The sequence below is a fragment of the Ruegeria sp. BHSA191 genome (assembly GCF_059613325.1).
The window spans coordinates 1-15692 of sequence record NZ_JBXWSH010000011.1 but is presented as its reverse complement, the minus strand read 5'-3'; the positions used below and the strand labels follow the sequence as shown (position 1 = coordinate 15692).

The 15692-nt window shown below is 61.1% G+C and carries 13 protein-coding genes and 1 pseudogene; 3 read left to right on the top strand and 11 right to left on the bottom strand.

The window, feature by feature from the left end:
* Positions 1 to 58: 58 nt before the first annotated feature.
* Entirely contained in the window at positions 59 to 1297 is a 1239-nt protein-coding gene (locus AC2FNS_RS11915; RefSeq protein WP_490361249.1) for a TRAP transporter substrate-binding protein DctP, read from the bottom strand.
* A 108-nt stretch (positions 1298 to 1405) separates the two neighbouring features.
* Between AC2FNS_RS11915 and AC2FNS_RS11910 the strand changes: the two genes are divergently transcribed.
* Positions 1406 to 3016, top strand: coding sequence for a GMC family oxidoreductase (locus tag AC2FNS_RS11910; protein ID WP_496797727.1), 1611 nt, complete (start codon positions 1406 to 1408; stop codon positions 3014 to 3016).
* Here AC2FNS_RS11910 and AC2FNS_RS11905 read toward each other — a convergent pair.
* The 5 genes from AC2FNS_RS11905 to rfbC all read right to left on the bottom strand — a co-directional run bounded on the left by AC2FNS_RS11905 (position 3013) and on the right by rfbC (position 7662).
* On the bottom strand, positions 3013 to 4236 hold the full coding sequence (locus tag AC2FNS_RS11905; protein WP_496711907.1) for an O-fucosyltransferase family protein: 1224 nt from the start codon (positions 4234 to 4236) through the stop codon (positions 3013 to 3015). The two genes, AC2FNS_RS11910 and AC2FNS_RS11905, sit on opposite strands and share 4 nt — an antisense overlap.
* Positions 4237 to 4347: 111 nt before the next feature.
* Entirely contained in the window at positions 4348 to 5223 is an 876-nt protein-coding gene (rfbA, locus tag AC2FNS_RS11900) for a glucose-1-phosphate thymidylyltransferase RfbA (RefSeq protein ID WP_496711906.1), read from the bottom strand.
* Positions 5220 to 6068 (bottom strand): dTDP-4-dehydrorhamnose reductase, encoded by an 849-nt coding sequence (gene rfbD, locus AC2FNS_RS11895; protein ID WP_496711905.1) that lies wholly within the window; start codon positions 6066 to 6068, stop codon positions 5220 to 5222. The genes rfbA and rfbD overlap by 4 nt, the downstream gene beginning before the upstream one ends.
* Complete coding sequence (gene rfbB / locus AC2FNS_RS11890; protein WP_496685714.1) at positions 6065 to 7105, bottom strand: dTDP-glucose 4,6-dehydratase; 1041 nt, start codon at positions 7103 to 7105, stop codon at positions 6065 to 6067. The genes rfbD and rfbB overlap by 4 nt, the downstream gene beginning before the upstream one ends.
* Positions 7102 to 7662: a dTDP-4-dehydrorhamnose 3,5-epimerase gene (gene rfbC, locus AC2FNS_RS11885; RefSeq protein WP_496684165.1), complete on the bottom strand. Its 561-nt coding sequence runs from the start codon at positions 7660 to 7662 to the stop codon at positions 7102 to 7104. The genes rfbB and rfbC overlap by 4 nt, the downstream gene beginning before the upstream one ends.
* A 456-nt stretch (positions 7663 to 8118) precedes the next feature.
* On the opposite strand from rfbC, the gene AC2FNS_RS11880 reads away from it, so the two are divergent.
* Positions 8119 to 9492, top strand: coding sequence for an arylsulfotransferase family protein (locus AC2FNS_RS11880; protein ID WP_496711904.1), 1374 nt, complete (start codon positions 8119 to 8121; stop codon positions 9490 to 9492).
* A 96-nt stretch (positions 9493 to 9588) separates the two neighbouring features.
* Positions 9589 to 11052 carry a glycosyltransferase family 39 protein gene (locus tag AC2FNS_RS11875; RefSeq protein WP_496797728.1) on the top strand — a complete coding sequence of 488 codons (1464 nt, stop codon included), beginning with the start codon at positions 9589 to 9591 and terminating at the stop codon, positions 11050 to 11052.
* A 19-nt stretch (positions 11053 to 11071) separates the two neighbouring features.
* Here AC2FNS_RS11875 and AC2FNS_RS11870 read toward each other — a convergent pair whose 3' ends face one another.
* From AC2FNS_RS11870 to AC2FNS_RS11850, 5 genes and pseudogenes are all read right to left on the bottom strand, one after another.
* Positions 11072 to 12463, bottom strand: coding sequence for an arylsulfotransferase family protein (locus AC2FNS_RS11870; RefSeq protein WP_496797729.1), 1392 nt, complete (start codon positions 12461 to 12463; stop codon positions 11072 to 11074).
* A 35-nt stretch (positions 12464 to 12498) separates the two neighbouring features.
* Positions 12499 to 14016: a hypothetical protein gene (locus AC2FNS_RS11865; protein WP_496803863.1), complete on the bottom strand. Its 1518-nt coding sequence runs from the start codon at positions 14014 to 14016 to the stop codon at positions 12499 to 12501.
* Positions 14013 to 14237, bottom strand: coding sequence for a hypothetical protein (locus AC2FNS_RS11860; protein ID WP_496684155.1), 225 nt, complete (start codon positions 14235 to 14237; stop codon positions 14013 to 14015). Before AC2FNS_RS11860 ends, AC2FNS_RS11865 begins: the two co-directional genes overlap by 4 nt.
* A gap of 194 nt (positions 14238 to 14431) precedes the next feature.
* Positions 14432 to 15280 carry a carboxylating nicotinate-nucleotide diphosphorylase gene (gene nadC, locus AC2FNS_RS11855; RefSeq protein WP_496685148.1) on the bottom strand — a complete coding sequence of 283 codons (849 nt, stop codon included), beginning with the start codon at positions 15278 to 15280 and terminating at the stop codon, positions 14432 to 14434.
* Positions 15253 to 15692 (bottom strand): annotated as a pseudogene (locus tag AC2FNS_RS11850) (L-aspartate oxidase); the annotation flags it as partial. The pseudogene AC2FNS_RS11850 and the gene nadC, both read right to left, overlap by 28 nt.

The following is a 15692-nucleotide window of genomic DNA, read 5'->3' as shown; positions in this document are numbered from 1 at the left end:
CCCAATCGGTCCCCGATAAAACCGGCCCGCCGATGCAGGCCGGTCCTGTCAGCCCTGGTCAGGCTTCGCCCTTCCACCAACGGCGCGGTTCAACGTTTTCCGGCAGCGTGTCGGCCGGGATCTCGCGCGCGATATCGTAGATCTCTTGATAGGTGTCGATGCCGCCGGCCCATTTGTTCAGCCGCTCGCGCCATTCGGCCCAGGGTTCAGGATTGTAGTTCGGAGCACACATTTCCTCGGCCAGCTTCAGCTGATCGTCCGGCAAGAAGGCCGGGCGCACGCCGTTCTCGGCAAAAATCGTGTTGGGCAGCTGCGGGTCCGAGAAGCCCACGGTATTGACCAGCGCGGCTTCGTTCGCACCTTGGATCAGGGCCTGCGTGAAATAGGCCGACTCCATGACCGCGTCCTGCAACTCACCGCCCAGACTGTCGAACACCTTGGCCGACATCGAGGTGTGTTCGGTGCCGCAGAAGAACTGCAGGTTGACCGACTGCGACACGACCGGCGCCATGTTGGCATAGGCCACAGCCGAAGCCCAGGTCTCGGCCCCGTCGATCAGGCCGGTTTTCAGTGCATCCAGCGTTTCCTCCCATGCGACGGGCACCGGGTTCAGATTCAGAAGCTGCATGGCGATCCGGCCCAGCTGGGTGCCGGTCACGCGGTTTTTGGTGCCGAACAGCTCCTCGAGCTTGGTAACCGTCGGCTTGTCGGCGAAGGTCGATCCCATCTGCAGGCCGCGCAGTTCGCAATGGGTGAACAGGAATTTCAGCCCGTGGCGTTTTTCAAGCGGGTCGCGCAGGATGCGCTGGCTGGCCGGGCTATAGAAGAAATGATATTGCGCAGCCCGGCTGGGGAACATGTAGGCATAGTCCAGAACGTTCAGATAAGGCGCTCCGCCGGCCGAATTCTGGGTCGAGGCCGCATAGATGTCGACGATTCCCTGCTGGGTCTTCTCGACACAGCTCAGCTGCCCGCAGATCTGGTTGTCGCCGATGAACTCGATGCGAATCTCGCCATCCGTGCGCTCTTCCAGATCGCGCGCGAATTCGATCGCTCCGGCGCGCTCGATCAGCAGGTTGCGCGTGTTGAACCCCGCCGCACCAAATTTCAGCGTGTGCTTGGGTTCTTTCGAGAACCTCTTCTCATATGTAGATTCAGCCGCTTGGGCTAGGTTGGCCAAGCTCATCGCCCCTCCGAATCCGCCTGCGGCCAAAAGGGTCGAGCTCATCCCGTAGCGTCCAGCGACGCGAAAAAAATCCCTCCGGGAAATTCCACTCAGTTTCCGTCCGATCTCCATTGCCATCCTCCCTATCGCAATTTTTGAGACGTTATGTATCAAAAAATGCTAGTTTAGTTGATGCGTTTTGCATAGAGTTTTTTTCATCGGCAGCAAAAGGAGGCGATGATGGAGGTTGATTACGCGATTGTCGGGGCTGGATCTTCGGGCTGTGTCATCGCCAATCGCCTTAGCGCCGATCCCGGTACGCGCGTCGCGTTGCTCGAGGCCGGCGGTCCGGACACCAACCCGTGGATTCACATCCCTGTCGGCTATTTCAAGACGATGCACAACACGTCGGTCGACTGGTGTTACCGCACCGAACCCGATCCGGGCCTGAACGGTCGTTCGATCGACTGGCCGCGCGGCAAGGTCTTGGGTGGTTCGTCATCGCTGAACGGGCTGCTGTATGTGCGCGGGCAGAAACAGGATTATGACCGCTGGCGCCAGATGGGTAACGCGGGCTGGGGCTGGGAGGACGTTCTGCCCCTGTTCAAACGCAGCGAGGATCAGGAACGGGGTGCTGACGACTATCACGGAACGGGCGGCCCGCTGTCGGTGTCCAACATGCGCATCCAGCGCCCGATCTGCGATGCCTGGGTCGCCTCGGCGCAGGCGGCGGGCTATCCGTTCAACCCCGACTACAACGGCGCCACGCAAGAGGGCGTCGGCTATTTCCAGCTGACCACCCGCAACGGGCGGCGGTGCAGCGCGGCCGTGGCCTATCTGAAGCCGATCCGCAAGCGGCCGAACCTGAACATCATCACCCACGCCCTGGTGACGCGGATCCTGCTGGAGGGCAAACAGGCCGTGGGTCTGACTTATCGCGACCGGACCGGCGCCGAACAAAAGTTGCGGGTCCGGCGCGAGGTCATCCTGTCGGGCGGCGCGATCAACTCGCCCCAAATCCTGATGCTGTCCGGAATCGGTGATTCCGAACACCTGAAGGACAACGGGATCGAACCGATCCACGCCCTGCCCGGCGTCGGCAAGGGTCTGCAGGATCACCTGCAGGCCCGGCTGGTGTTCAAATGCAACGAACCCACGTTGAACGACGAGGTGCGCAGCCTGTTCAACCAAGCCCGGATCGCCCTGAAATACGCCCTGTTCCGCACCGGCCCCATGACCATGGCGGCCAGCCTGGCCACCGGTTTCCTGAAGACCCGCCCCGAGATCGAAACCCCCGACATCCAGTTCCATGTCCAGCCCTGGTCGGCCGACAGCCCGGGCGAGGGCGTGCATCCGTTCTCGGCTTTCACGATGTCGGTGTGCCAACTGCGCCCCGAAAGCCGCGGAGAGCTGCGGCTCGACGGGCCGGACCCGACGTCATACGTCAAGATCGTTCCGAACTATCTGTCAACTGAAACCGATTGCCGAACCATCGTCGACGGCATCAAGATCGCGCGCAGGATAGCACGGCACAATCCGCTGGCTTCGAAGATTTCCGAGGAGTTCAGACCCAGGTCGGACCTACCGATGGACGATTACGAGGGCACGCTGGACTGGGCCCGGTCGAATTCCGTCTCGATCTATCACCCGACCGGAACCTGTGCGATGGGGTCGACGCCGCAAGCGGTGGTGGACGCCCGGCTGCGGGTGCACGGAATCGGCGGTCTGCGGGTGGCCGATTGTTCGATCATGCCGGAAATCGTCAGCGGAAACACCAACGCCCCGGCCATTATGATCGGCGAAAAAGCCAGCGACCTGGTGCTGGGAAAAGCTAGGCGCCACACCCCCTAGCGCGAGGACGGGCGCTCGGCATAGGCATAGCACTGCGCCGCAAGTGTCCGCAGCGCCCAGTCGAACCCGTCCGAGACGAAGCGCCGCGAAAACACCGGCGGCCGCGGGGCCTTTTGGCCTTCTTCGCGCTTGGTGTTCAGCGGCCGCGGCGTCCGGCCCACCATGACGACCTCGTCCCGAACGGAGACCACCCGCTCGAGCGCCATTCCGTTTTCGGACAACACCCGCCAAAGCGTGCTCAGCGCCCGGATGCAGGGCACGGCCACCGCGCGCAGGGGCTTGGGCCCGGCCACCATCGGCTGGTGGGCATAGTTCAGGTCGACGAAGTCGACGTCGGGGTTGAGGGTCACCGCCATTTCGCCCACAGCCGCGTGGCATTTGACGATGTAGTCGCAGCGGGACAACAGCAGCAGATCCATCAGCACCTCGGCGCCACGCGCGGCCTTCTCTTCGGCGTCATGGAACCGGTTGGCATCGGAGTCGCTCAGGGATTTCTCGGAATACGAGATGATATTGCCCGGATAGGCTTCCTCGAGAACCTTCAGCCACTGCCGCTGATCCGTGGCGACGAAGATACCCCCGCAATCGGGATGGTCCGCAAGGTAGCGATCGATCACCGGAAAATACTCCTCGGGCACGACCTTGCGCGACAGATTCGGTCCGACTCCGAAATCGAACTTGTCCGAGCCGCGCAACTGCAGCCCAAGCGTATGTTCTGGGAACTTGGCGCGGGCAAAGCGCTCGGCCTGGCTCAGCAACGACGACCGGAACCGCACGGTCCCGTCGTCCAGCAAGGTTCGCATCTTCTGGCGTTCCTCGTGCCACCAGGCGGCCGGATATGTACCGTCGGCACGGTTTTCCACGCTGCGGAAATAGCCATAGGGGTTCATGAACCAGCTTCTGGGCTCCCATCGGTACAGCCGCATGAGTTCGGAGGCCGTTGACAGGGTGCAGACCTTGCCGGAGCGCACCAGCGCCTGCAGGTCAGAGCCCGACGCGCCAACGGGTTCGTAGTAGTAATCCCACACGTTGGGGCCGGTCTCGGCATCGAAATAGGGGTTGGGGCCCCCGAACATATAACTGCGTTCGTGCAGATGGATGATCGGCTTCAGGCCCATCCGGCGGGCGAACTGCAATTGCACGACCACCCCGTTGAGCTGCGCCACCAACCCGTCAGAGGTGTTGCAGATCAACAGGTACTCAAATTCACCAGATTTCATCGGCCAACACTCAACCTTTTCAACAATACAACAAACGGAACGGATATTGCCGCGTCCACCGCAGGTGGAACCCGCGCACCAGCCAACCCAGAGACCGCACCAAAAACATTTTCATTTCAACAACCTGTCCAGATAGGCCCCATAGTCATTCTTGGCGAACATCTCGGCGCGCCGGCGCAGCTGTTCTTCGTTGATCCACCCCAGTTGCCAAGCGATCTCTTCGGGGCAGCCGGTCTGCAGGCCTTGGCGTTCTTCCAGCGTGCGGACGAAATTGCCCGCATCCAGCAGGCTGGCATGGGTGCCCGTGTCCAGCCAGGCATAGCCCCGCCCCATCGTCTCGACCCGCAGCCGCCCCTCGGCCAGATACATCTGCAACAGGTCGGTGATCTCGAACTCTCCGCGTGCCGAGGGCCGGACCCGACGCGCCCGTTCGGGGGCGGTACCATCCAGGAAATACAGCCCGGTCACCGCATAGTTCGAAGGCGGGTCGGCGGGTTTTTCGATGATTTCGCGCGCCTGCCCGTCCGAGTCGAAGGCAACCACGCCGTATCGCGACGGATCGGCCACGTGGTACCCAAAAACCGTCCCGCCCTCGGCCTGACGGTCCGCGGCCGCCAGCAGTCTGGGCAGACCGTGTCCGAAAAAGATGTTGTCTCCCAGAACCAGGGCCGAGGGTGCGCCGTCCAAGAAATCTTCGGCCAGAATGAACGCCTGCGCCAGACCGTCGGGGCTCGGCTGCACGACATAGGTCAGGGATACGCCCCACTGGCTGCCGTCGCCCAAGGTGCGTATGAATTGGCCCTGGTCCTGCGGGGTGGTGATGACGCAGATATCGCGGATACCCGCCAACATCAGAACCGTCAGCGGGTAATAGATCATGGGTTTGTCATACAGCGGCAACAGCTGCTTGGACACGGCCATCGTGATCGGATAAAGCCGCGTGCCCGATCCGCCTGCAAGAATGATGCCTTTTCGCCCGCTCGTCATACCATTTCCAAATCGTTCAGAATATCTTTCAGACCCGCCCGCCAGTCCGGGCGGGGAATGGAAAAACACGCCTCGAGTGAGGAACAATCCAGCCGGGAATTCAACGGCCGCCGCGCCGGTGTTGGATATTCGGACGTGGGGATGTCAACGACGTCACAGGTCAGACCCGCGGTGTGGAAAATCGCCCGTGCGAACCCGGCCCAGCTGATATCGGGCGCGCCCGCAAAGTGATAGATGCCGGCCTTGCCCGGATCGTCGGCCAGCTGCCGCGCCATCTCGAGACAGGCGCGCGCGATGTCACGGGCGGGGGTCGGCCCGCCGATCTGGTCGGAAACGACATTCAGCCGGCTTCGGTCGGCCCCCAGGCGCAGCATCGTCTTTACGAAGTTGTCGCCATGGGCCGAGACCACCCAGGAGGTGCGCAGAATGCCGTACGCCCCCCCTGCCCGCGCGATGCCCCGTTCACCCGCCAGCTTTGACCGGCCATAGGCCCCCAACGGGCCGGTCGGATCGCTGGGCTTGCGCGGCGACATGCCCGATCCGTCAAACACATAGTCCGTCGAGATCGAAACGAAGGGGATACCCAACTCCGCACATTCCCGCGCCATGGCGGCGGGCGCGCTGGCGTTGATCACCGTGGCGCGTGCCTCGTCTTCCTCGGCCGGATCGACTGCGGTGTAGGCCGCGGCGTTAATGACAGCCCGAGGTGCGGCCGCGCGGATCGCCGCGGCGCATTGGTCGGGGTGTTCCAGATCGGCCGTCATGCGATCGAGGCAGGTCACGCCGGTGTGACGGGCGAGTTCACGCGCCACCTGCCCGGTTCTGCCAAAGACCAGCACGGTCATGCGCGCACCCCCAACCGCTGCCCGACGCCGTTGCGGTCTTGCAGCGCCGTCCACCAGGCTTCGTTTTCCAGATACCAGCGGACGGTACGCTCCAGCCCCTCAGCCAGCGTCACCGACGGTTGCCAGCCCAACTCGGTGCGGATTCGGGTCGCATCGATGGCATAGCGTGCGTCATGTCCCGGCCGGTCGGCGACGAAGGTCATCAGCTCGGCATAAGGGCGCGACGCCGGGCGCAGCCGGTCCAATATGCCGCATAACATCCGCACCAGCTCGAGATTGGTGCATTCGCTGTCGCCACCGATGTTGTAGCTGCGCCCGACCCGGCCTTTTTCCACGACCAGCAGCAGGGCTTCGGCGTGGTCTTCCACAAAAAGCCAGTCCCTGACATTCGACCCGTCGCCATAGATGGGCAAGGGCCTGCCCGCCAGCGCATTGAGGATCACCACCGGGATCAGCTTTTCGGGGAAGTGAAACGGCCCGTAGTTGTTCGAGCAATTCGTCAGCACCACGGGCAGGCCGTAGGTTTCGTGCCAGGCGCGCACCAAGTGATCGCTGGCCGCCTTGCTGGCCGAATAGGGCGAACGCGGATCATAGGGCGTCTGTTCGGTGAACCGACCCGCGGGACCAAGCGAGCCATAGACCTCGTCGGTCGAGATATGGTGGAACCGGAACCCTTCGGGCCGACCTTGCCCGTCCCAATATGCCAGGGCGGCCTCGAGCAAGGTGTAGGTGCCGGTGATATTGGTGTCGATGAAAGCCCCCGGCCCGTCTATCGACCGGTCGACATGGCTTTCGGCGGCGAGGTGCATGATCGCATCAGGGCGGTGTGCGTCCAGGGCCGCATCAAGCGCACCCCGGTCGCGAATATCGGCCCTCACGAAGCTATAGCGCGGGTCCTGGGCGACCTCGGCCAAGTTGTCCAGGCAGGCCGCATAGGTCAACGCGTCCAAATTGACGACCTTGTGTCCGTCTCGAATGGCGCGGCGCACCACAGCCGATCCGATGAACCCCGCGCCACCGGTTACCAACAGCTTCATGGCGCTCCCTCCCAGACGAACGGGCTGTCGAACCGGGAAAAGGCCGGCGCATCCCTGTCCTTGTCCGACACGATCGGTTCGGTGGTCAGGCCCCAGTCAATGCCGCAACTGTTCCAATGCACGGCTCCGTCACATGCGGGCGCATAATAGTCGGTGCATTTATAGCAGATTTCGGTGTCGGGTTCGCGCGTCACGAAACCGTGCAGAAACCCTTTGGGAACCAGCAATTGCTTTGCGTTCTGGGCCGTCAATTCAACCCCCGTCCACCGGCCATAGGTCGGCGACCCCTTGCGGATGTCCACGGCGACATCGAACAGCGCGCCACGTCCGCAGCGCACCAGCTTGTCCTGCGCATGCGGCGGCGACTGAAAGTGCAGCCCTCGCAACGTACCGGCCGCGGCGGAAACCGAGTGATTGTCCTGAACGAATTCCAGATCGATCCCATACCCGGTCAGAACCCGGCGGTTCCAGGTCTCGGAAAAGAAACCCCGCGCATCGCCAAACCGCCGGGGCGTCAGGATCAGGACACCGGGCAAGGCGGTTTCTTCAATCTGCATGTACTCAAAACCCATTCAACACAGCGCGTTCATACCAATATGGGCCCTGCCTGTCACGAAACAGATGTCGTGGGAAAGCTCCGGAATCCGGCGCGTTTCGTGCTGAAGGTGCGCAAGCAATGCTGCCAAACCGCTGTCTGTCATTGTGCCGATGGCTTTGGAACACTCGCATTGCGCCCAAACAATTCACGAAAAGCATACCAAATGTGCGAAATACAGAAACAATATCCCAGTGAGTGCGGCGGCATCGGTGGGATGTCGGCCGGAGCCATGGAATAGTAAGGGTTGATGCACCAAAGCACCCATTGTGGCCAAGGAAAAGCCATAGCGACGAAATTATTGTTCTTTGCACCGTGTCGCGACATTCCTACCATGAATGCCAAGCGAAACGTGGCGCCGTTTGGCGCGACATCCATTGGTTTGTTCGCTTGTGTCAGTGATTGAAGAGGTAACGGGTTGGATAAGTTTCTTTTCAAGAAGATCGAGATGTGGGTCGTTGCCCTGATCGTCGTCTTTCTTTTGCTAGTGACATTCGCATTCGGGGTCATCGTCCGCGATGCCGTCTATGGCAACAACCGACTTGGCGCCATCAGCCGTGTCTCACTGAAAATCGCGGCCCTTCCAGCCGAAGCCGCCAAGGCGGTTCGTATGGCGGCCGGAGGCGACCTGGCGGGCATGGCCACAAACAATTCGGGTCGGTTTCCCGACAAAAGCGGGTGGACCTTTTTCGATGAACGACTGGACAGCGGGCTGGACGCTTACCTGTTCTTCAGCCGTCACGACGGCGATGTCGGACATCACGTTCTGGAACTGGTGGATCTGAAGGCCGGTGCGGTCGTGCATCGCATCGATTTCGACTTCGAGAATACTTTTCGCAATGCGAGCCGCGACTCGCGACTGATCAACTATGACGATTGGCGCAATGAACGCTTTCAGGTCGTCCATCCCCTTGCGCTCGAGAACGGCGACATTCTGGTGAAAAGCATGTTCAGCCCCATGGTGCGCATGACCCCGTGCGGCGAACCGGTTTGGACACTGGAAAACGGCGTCTATCATCACACGACGGAACCGGGCCTCGACGGCACGATCTGGTCCTCGGCCTATGTCGAGCCTCCGCGCATCGAGGGGCTGAACAAATACTACCTCGATCCAGGCATCACCCAGTTTTCGGCAGATGGAGAGGTTCTGTATGACCGTTCGCTGACCAAGGTCATGCTGGAACAGGGGCTGGGCTACATGATCCTGGCCAAGCAATTCGACCCGGATCCCATCCACCTGAACGATGTGGAACCCATATTCGAAGATGGCCCATACTGGAAACGCGGCGACGTCCTGCTGAGCTTGCGCAACATTTCGACCATCATGCTTTTTCGCCCGTCCGAAGACCGGATCATCTGGTGGTATCAAGGTCCGTGGGCGGCCCAACATGACGTTGACGTCATCGACGAGAAGACATTTGCGGTCTACAACAACAACTCGCTGGATATCGGAGACGGGCGCGAACTGGTCGTGAACGGAACCAGCCAGATCGTCTATTTCGACCTCGAAACCGAAACCGCGTATCGGCCCTTCCAGGCGGTTCTGGATGCACAGGACTTCAAGAACGAGGCCGCCGGCCTATTCACACTGCTGCCAGATGGTCATCTGTATGTCGATGAATCCGAGTCTGGCCGCAGCATGATCTTCACCCCTGACGGCAAGTTGGCTGTCGAGCATGTGAACCGCGCCGAAAACGAACTGATTTACCATTTGGGTTGGAGCCGGATCATGGACCGCGAATCCGGTGACCGGTTTCTGGCTCAACTCAAGGAAAGATCCTGCGATGGTTGATGCCGTGACCGATGATCCGGTTGCCGACCTCGGTTTTGAGACTGCGACGCAGCTGCGGGCCCGCAAACTATCACTCTTCCAAGTGGAGGACCGCCTTTGAAACAGCGCTCACCGGAAATCGGCCGCAGCGATCTGGGCATCCTTCTGTTCATTCTTTTGTTGGCCACCGTTCTCAGAACCGCAGGGTTGAACGGGCCGCTGTGGTACGATGAAATCTGGACCGTCGATACGCATGTCCGCCAGCCCTGGGGCGACATGATGCGCGAGTATTCGATGAACCATCACTATTTCTTCAGCATGAAGGCCAAGCTGTCGGCACAGCTGTTCGGGGAGACCCCGTGGGCCTATCGGTTTCCCGCCCTGGTATTCGGGGTTGGCACCGTGGCTGCGATCTGGTGGCTGGCCCGCGAGGTCGCAAATACCCGCGTTGCGCATGTGTCGGCCCTGCTTGTGGCGCTGTCCTATCACCAGGTCTGGTTTTCACAGAACGCCCGCGGATACACCGAGCTTGCGTTCTGGAGCGTTCTGGGCCTCATCCTGTTCCTGCGCGGGGTGCGCCGCCCGACATACGGCACATGGATCGCCTTTGGCCTGACCGCCGCAGCCGCCGTGTTCACGCATCTGACCGGGGCGTTCTTTTTCGTGGCGCTCGGGTTGGTATGGCTGCTGTCTTTGGCCACCGGTATCGGCCGGGATGCGCTAACCCGTGCATGGGTCCTGCGTCCTCTGGTCGGGGTCGCGATCGCGCTTGCGCTGACCACCTTGGCCTATCTGCCGATTTTCCCGAGCCTATTGGAAGCCATGGGCGAGGTCTCGGCGTCGTCAGCCGTCGACCCGATGCAGGAATACCAGAACCCGCTCTGGACGGTGGCCGAAGGTCTGCGGACGGCCTTGGGCAATACCGGTGGATTGACCCTGCTGATCGCCGTCAGCGGGCTTGTGGCCATCATCTTCGGAGCGATCGGGTCACACACCCGGCAACCTCTGTTCTTTCCGGTTGTCGCAGCCCATGTCGCCGTTACCCTGCTGTTGCTTTCGGCGTTGGACATGCGGATCTGGCCTCGGTTCTTCTTCGTCGATATCGGCCTCATCATCGTGCTCGTCGTGGTCGGGTGCCAGTGGGCCGCCGGACTCATTTCACGCATCGTTGGACGCGCCGGCCTTGCTCGGCCCTTGTTCAACCTGGGCGCCCTGATCATGGTCGCCCTGTCGGTTTTTCTGGTCCAGAAGAACTATGCCGCGCCGAAACAGGATCTGGCTAGCGCTTTTGCATTGGTCGAAAGCCAGCGCAGCCCGACCGAGCGCGTCTATGCCATCAATCCGGGCGGCCCGATCTTTCAAAGCCACTTCCAGGCCGACTGGGGCACCATCGACACTGCTGCGAATTATGACGCGGCGATGTCCCAACCCGGTCCGGTGACGTTGGTCGTTCTGTTCCCGAACCGGATGTTCCGCGCCATTCCGCAACTGGGCCACGATGCCGAAACCGGCCTGGAGCTGGTCAAGGAATTCCCCGGCACCCTGGGAGACGGCGCGGTTCTGGTTTTCCGACGCCCATAGACAGACCGAACGGCCAGTTTCAGCACCCGCTTTGTTCGATCGCCGCCAAAGCCTTGTCTCCGTGGGCTTGGGGGATGTAGCGCGACCAGCCCATCGTATAGAGCTCGCCATTTTCCGCTCTGTTTACATATGTTGCCACGAGGTCGCCAATCCTGTTGAGAACCAGTATTCGGCCCCGGTTTTCCTCTTCAACGATCAAGTGGCCAGAAGGCGTGAAATCCTGCAGACCTTCTGTCATCGTTGCCGTTTTCAATTCCATGAATGCGTCATGAAAGGGCCTGGACACAGCGCCGGTCTCGAAATCGTAGATAACAGGCTCACTGGCACCGTCGACGCGCGACCCAAAACCGCGATCGAACGCAGCATTGTCAAAAACAGCTATTCGGCGATCACTAACTATGTCTACATCGTGTTGCGATTGCCATGGTCCGGCCTTCCACCAAACGAATTTTTGGAATGATGGGCGATACAGCGCAACAAGAGACGGACTTCTAAAGCTCAGAAAGAGGTCTCCTTTCTTCCAGAATGGCCCGTCCTTTAATACTGGTTCTATGTCGTTGAGATGCATAGGATCTTTCCAGAAATGGGACGCCGGAAAAATCAGGTGTTTCAGCCCGCTGTTCTCGAATATTGGGGCCAAGGGTTCCTCGAAATCAACTTGGCCGTCCGCGGTTACATGCACAAGCGAGTCGCGCACAAATCGTTCTGACAGATCGCTTGGTCTGGACTTCAACGCCAGACCCGGCAGCCAATAGCCTCCCGCTCCGTCTGAATTGGTGGAATGGTGGACCAGCACGTCGTTTTGCGCCCAACGGACGTCACCGCAGGCCGTCAGCATGATCAAAGGCGAGTGATGACTCTTGACCAGCAACTCTCCTGCTTCGGTCAGGTATGGGTGTATGTAGCGAAAGTAGCCATCGTTCCAGTACTCATACGGAGCCCACCCTTCAAATTCGGGCTTGCGTTCAAAGCTTGCCAGGACCGTCTCGGCATCCGGCATCCAAGTTCGAAGCGTTTCGCCAGTTTGCAACGACACAAGCTCGACCACGTGCCGCGTCCGGTCACCGTCATAGCGACTGAGCAACAGATATCCGTCCAACCCGTCCGAACCCGGCGGTTGCAACCAAGACCATTTTGCCAAAGCGGTGCTTCCCGGAGGAAGCTTCAGAAATGAAATCATCGTCGGGTCCGGTCCGATCACAGTTTTCAACGACTGGCGCGCGTTTTCCGGCAGTTCGGCCAAGGCCAAGGCTGCGTCGCCGATCACGCCGAAATGGTCACCGCCCAACTCCTCCTCGCCACGTTCCTCATCCAGAACGATGGCTCCGAACAGAACCATGCCGAAAAAACCGAAGACGGCCAACACCCCCAAGACCCAGAGCTCGATCTTCTTGAAGAGGATTTTTTCCATCCGATTACCTCCGATTTGGTTCCCGGGTCCGCGCTTCAATTGGCCCGTTGCACCGGGCTGCGGGCCGGTCTTGGCCGGCCGGTGACGGCTTGCGCCGCCAGATCCTGAAAGATGTCCTCGGCCTGCTTCAATAATGTGTCGGAAAACCCGTCCTGCCGCCGCGCGTCGGGCTCAGCCCGGAAGAACCCGCGGAAGTCCATATTTGCGACGTCGATATCCAGGCGTTCACCGAGGTCGGCCAGAACCTCGTTCGGACGGGCCCTCAGGTCGTCTTGGACTACGAAATGGCACCGATCCCCCTGTGCGGCGATGTCGCGGAAGGCTGCAATCCAATAGGCCAGCCAATAATTCGGGTCCTCGAGGTGATAGCCTTCGACCGCAAGTTCGGGAAAATCCAGCGGGCGGTGGAGGAGCCCGAACTCAAAATGCCCGATATCGCGCATATAGCGCAGCACGAACGGATCCTCGGCCTGTCGTACAAGGAAATTCCGATGCTGGCGCAGCATCGACCAGGCATGTGCGCCGGGACGCCGGATTGGCACGACGACCGCACAGCCCGGAAACAGATCGTGCAGCAGACGAAGACGGGCGATGTTGGCGTTGTTCTTGGACAGGTAGCGCGGCGGCGCCGTGGCGCCGCCGCTGGATCCTCCAGTGCGCAGATGGCAAATCTTGCGAAAATGTGTGTCGAAAAAGCTCTGGGCCTCGCTGTGCAGATCCGTCGCGTACCAAAGCTCGATCCGGTCGTCGCGATATTTTGCCGGCCAGAACAGATGCCAGAAAATTTCATCAAAGGCCTCGGGGCTGTCCAGCCCGATCGTCAGACCATCGCCATGCGCCCGTTCCACCTGCGCCACATCCCGCCTGAGCGCGCCGCCTAGCCCGTTCCACAAATAGGGGGCGGAAATGAACGGCATGTCTCTGTATCGGTGCGTTGCCATTCCCTCGACATGAGACAGGGCGTTCAACACCGAGGTGGTTCCGCCGCGCGCCAGCGAGGTGACGAAAATAGGCGGGCGGGTTTCAGCCTCGGGCACCCGGCGCCGGAAGGCATAATCATCGACTTTCGCCGATACCTTGTGAAATTTCGGACCGGAAAAGGCCAGCATATGTGCAAACCGGTCCGCCGAACTGTACGGGCCTGGTGCATTGGCATCGCTTTCCACCCGGCCCTTCCGACGTAGGAAAAAGCGGCCAACCAGAATGGCGGCCAGCGACACACCCACGATATAGTCGAGGCGCAGCATCAGGGAAAAGACCGCGTCCGCCGTGGTCAGGCCGATAGCGTCAGCAACCATGATAGGCAGAGCAGCCGCCGCCAGAGCTACACCAAACCGCCAGAACAGGCGCCACGCCCCCTGGAGCAGAGTGACCCCGGCCTGCCGGACCCGCACTTCCTTGACCTCGTCACTCAGCTCGCTGTCAAGCATCGCCGAGATGCCTTGCATGGCATCCTCGCCCAGACCTTTCGACAGACTGATGATATTCAGCGCCCAGATGCCGAACCCGAAACCGGCCACGGCAAACAGGGACACGATGAAGGCAACGATCATTGGGACAGGTCGGCTTCTTCGCCTTTCGCCTCAGAGTTTTTCCTTTTGCGCAGCGCCCGTTTGATTGGGTACCAGAGGAAACCGACGACCAGCAGAAAGCCGCCGACCACGATCGCCAGCAGAGTAAACAGGGCGCCCAAGCCCGCGCCCGGTCCGATATAGGCATGCGCCGGCGTTGTCAGGGCCAGAAACAAAAGGGCCGCGTTGATCCAAATCCGCATGGGTACCTCACTCGCAACAAACGAAACCGACCGTGTGGTACAGGCCAACAGTCAATCATATTCAAGAAACGGTACCACGAACCGATGAAAATCCAAAAAAGAAACCCAGCCTCCGACGATTTCGTTGGTCTTCTGTGCAACAATCGCAGAATTCGCCATTCATTATCTAGGGTGCGTGCCGGACCAGCAGGCGCTTAGAAATCAAGGCCCAGATCGACTGTCCGATAGGAGTGGGTCAGAGCCCCGGACGAGATATAATCGACCCCGGTGGCCGCGATCGCCGCTACCGTACCCACGGTGACATTGCCCGACGCCTCGGTCACCAGACGCCCATCCACCATCGCCACGGCCTCGGCCAGCATGTCCGGCGTCATGTTGTCCAGCAGCACGACATCAGCGCCACCAGTGTCCAGAACCTCGGCCAGCTGGTCCAACCGGTCCACTTCGATCTCGATCTTCATCATGTGCGACGCACGCGCCTTGACCGCCCCCAACACCGCACGCACCCCGCCGGCGGCGGCAATATGGTTGTCCTTGATCAGGATCGCATCCGACAGCGAATGGCGGTGGTTGAACCCGCCGCCATGCAGCACGGCCAGCTTCTCGACGATCCGCAGGCCCGGCGTGGTCTTGCGGGTGCAGGTGATGCGCGCCTTGGTCCCGGCGGTCTGCGCCACCAGCTCGGCTGTCAGAGTGGCTACCCCTGTCAGACGACCGGCAAAGTTCAGCGCAACGCGTTCCCCCGACAGGATCGAAGCCGCGCTGCCGGTGATCTCCATGAGGGTTTGGCCCTTGGTGCAACGGTCCCCGTCGGCCACAAGCGGATCGATCTTCAGCGTCGGGTCCACCAGCCGGAACGCCAAGGCCGCCACCTGCATACCCGACACAACCGCATCCTCGCGCGCGTTCAGCCGCGCGGCATAGGTCACGCCCGCCGGGATTACGGTGCGGGTGGTGATGTCGCCGCTGGTGCCGAGATCTTCGGTCAGCGCGGCGCGGACCATTGGTTCAAGGATCAGGTCGGGGACAGTGGCATGATGCATGTTGCGGTTTCCTTGAAGATTTTCGACCGCAGTGCCACGGCCTCGTCCAGTGTCAGATCAGACCGCCGCCCCGGCCCCGTGGCCGAAGCAGGACAATCGGATCGGTAATGCGCGCCGCGGCTTTCGGTGCGCATCAGGGCGGCCGCCGCGATCAGCGTGGCGGTTGCGGTCATGTTACGGAACAAGTGAGACTGACCGTGCAGCGACTCCAACACGGCGATCCGGCCCAAGGCGCGGCGCAGCCCATCGGCGTCGCGGACCACGCCCACGCTATCGGTCATGACCTGACGCAGTTCGGCCACTGCCTGCGGGTCGGGCTCGGTACCGCCCGATGGCAGGCGCAGCCGCACCTCGGGCGCGTCGGCCATCGTCAGGGTGCCGGCAATGTCACGGGCGCAGGCGCGGGCAAAGA

What these genes read in the sequence shown, in the direction of transcription:
- AC2FNS_RS11865 (WP_496803863.1), bottom strand. Translation starts at nt 14,016, where the DNA reads ATGATCGTTGCCTTCATCGTGTCCCTGTTTGCCGTGGCCGGTTTCGGG.
- AC2FNS_RS11910 (WP_496797727.1), top strand. Translation starts at nt 1,406, where the DNA reads ATGGAGGTTGATTACGCGATTGTCGGGGCTGGATCTTCGGGCTGTGTC.
- AC2FNS_RS11915 (WP_490361249.1), bottom strand. Translation starts at nt 1,297, where the DNA reads ATGGAGATCGGACGGAAACTGAGTGGAATTTCCCGGAGGGATTTTTTT.
- nadC (WP_496685148.1), bottom strand. Translation starts at nt 15,280, where the DNA reads ATGCATCATGCCACTGTCCCCGACCTGATCCTTGAACCAATGGTCCGC.
- rfbC (WP_496684165.1), bottom strand. Translation starts at nt 7,662, where the DNA reads ATGCAGATTGAAGAAACCGCCTTGCCCGGTGTCCTGATCCTGACGCCC.
- AC2FNS_RS11905 (WP_496711907.1), bottom strand. Translation starts at nt 4,236, where the DNA reads ATGAAATCTGGTGAATTTGAGTACCTGTTGATCTGCAACACCTCTGAC.
- AC2FNS_RS11870 (WP_496797729.1), bottom strand. Translation starts at nt 12,463, where the DNA reads ATGGAAAAAATCCTCTTCAAGAAGATCGAGCTCTGGGTCTTGGGGGTG.
- AC2FNS_RS11860 (WP_496684155.1), bottom strand. Translation starts at nt 14,237, where the DNA reads ATGCGGATTTGGATCAACGCGGCCCTTTTGTTTCTGGCCCTGACAACG.
- rfbB (WP_496685714.1), bottom strand. Translation starts at nt 7,105, where the DNA reads ATGAAGCTGTTGGTAACCGGTGGCGCGGGGTTCATCGGATCGGCTGTG.
- rfbD (WP_496711905.1), bottom strand. Translation starts at nt 6,068, where the DNA reads ATGACCGTGCTGGTCTTTGGCAGAACCGGGCAGGTGGCGCGTGAACTC.
- rfbA (WP_496711906.1), bottom strand. Translation starts at nt 5,223, where the DNA reads ATGACGAGCGGGCGAAAAGGCATCATTCTTGCAGGCGGATCGGGCACG.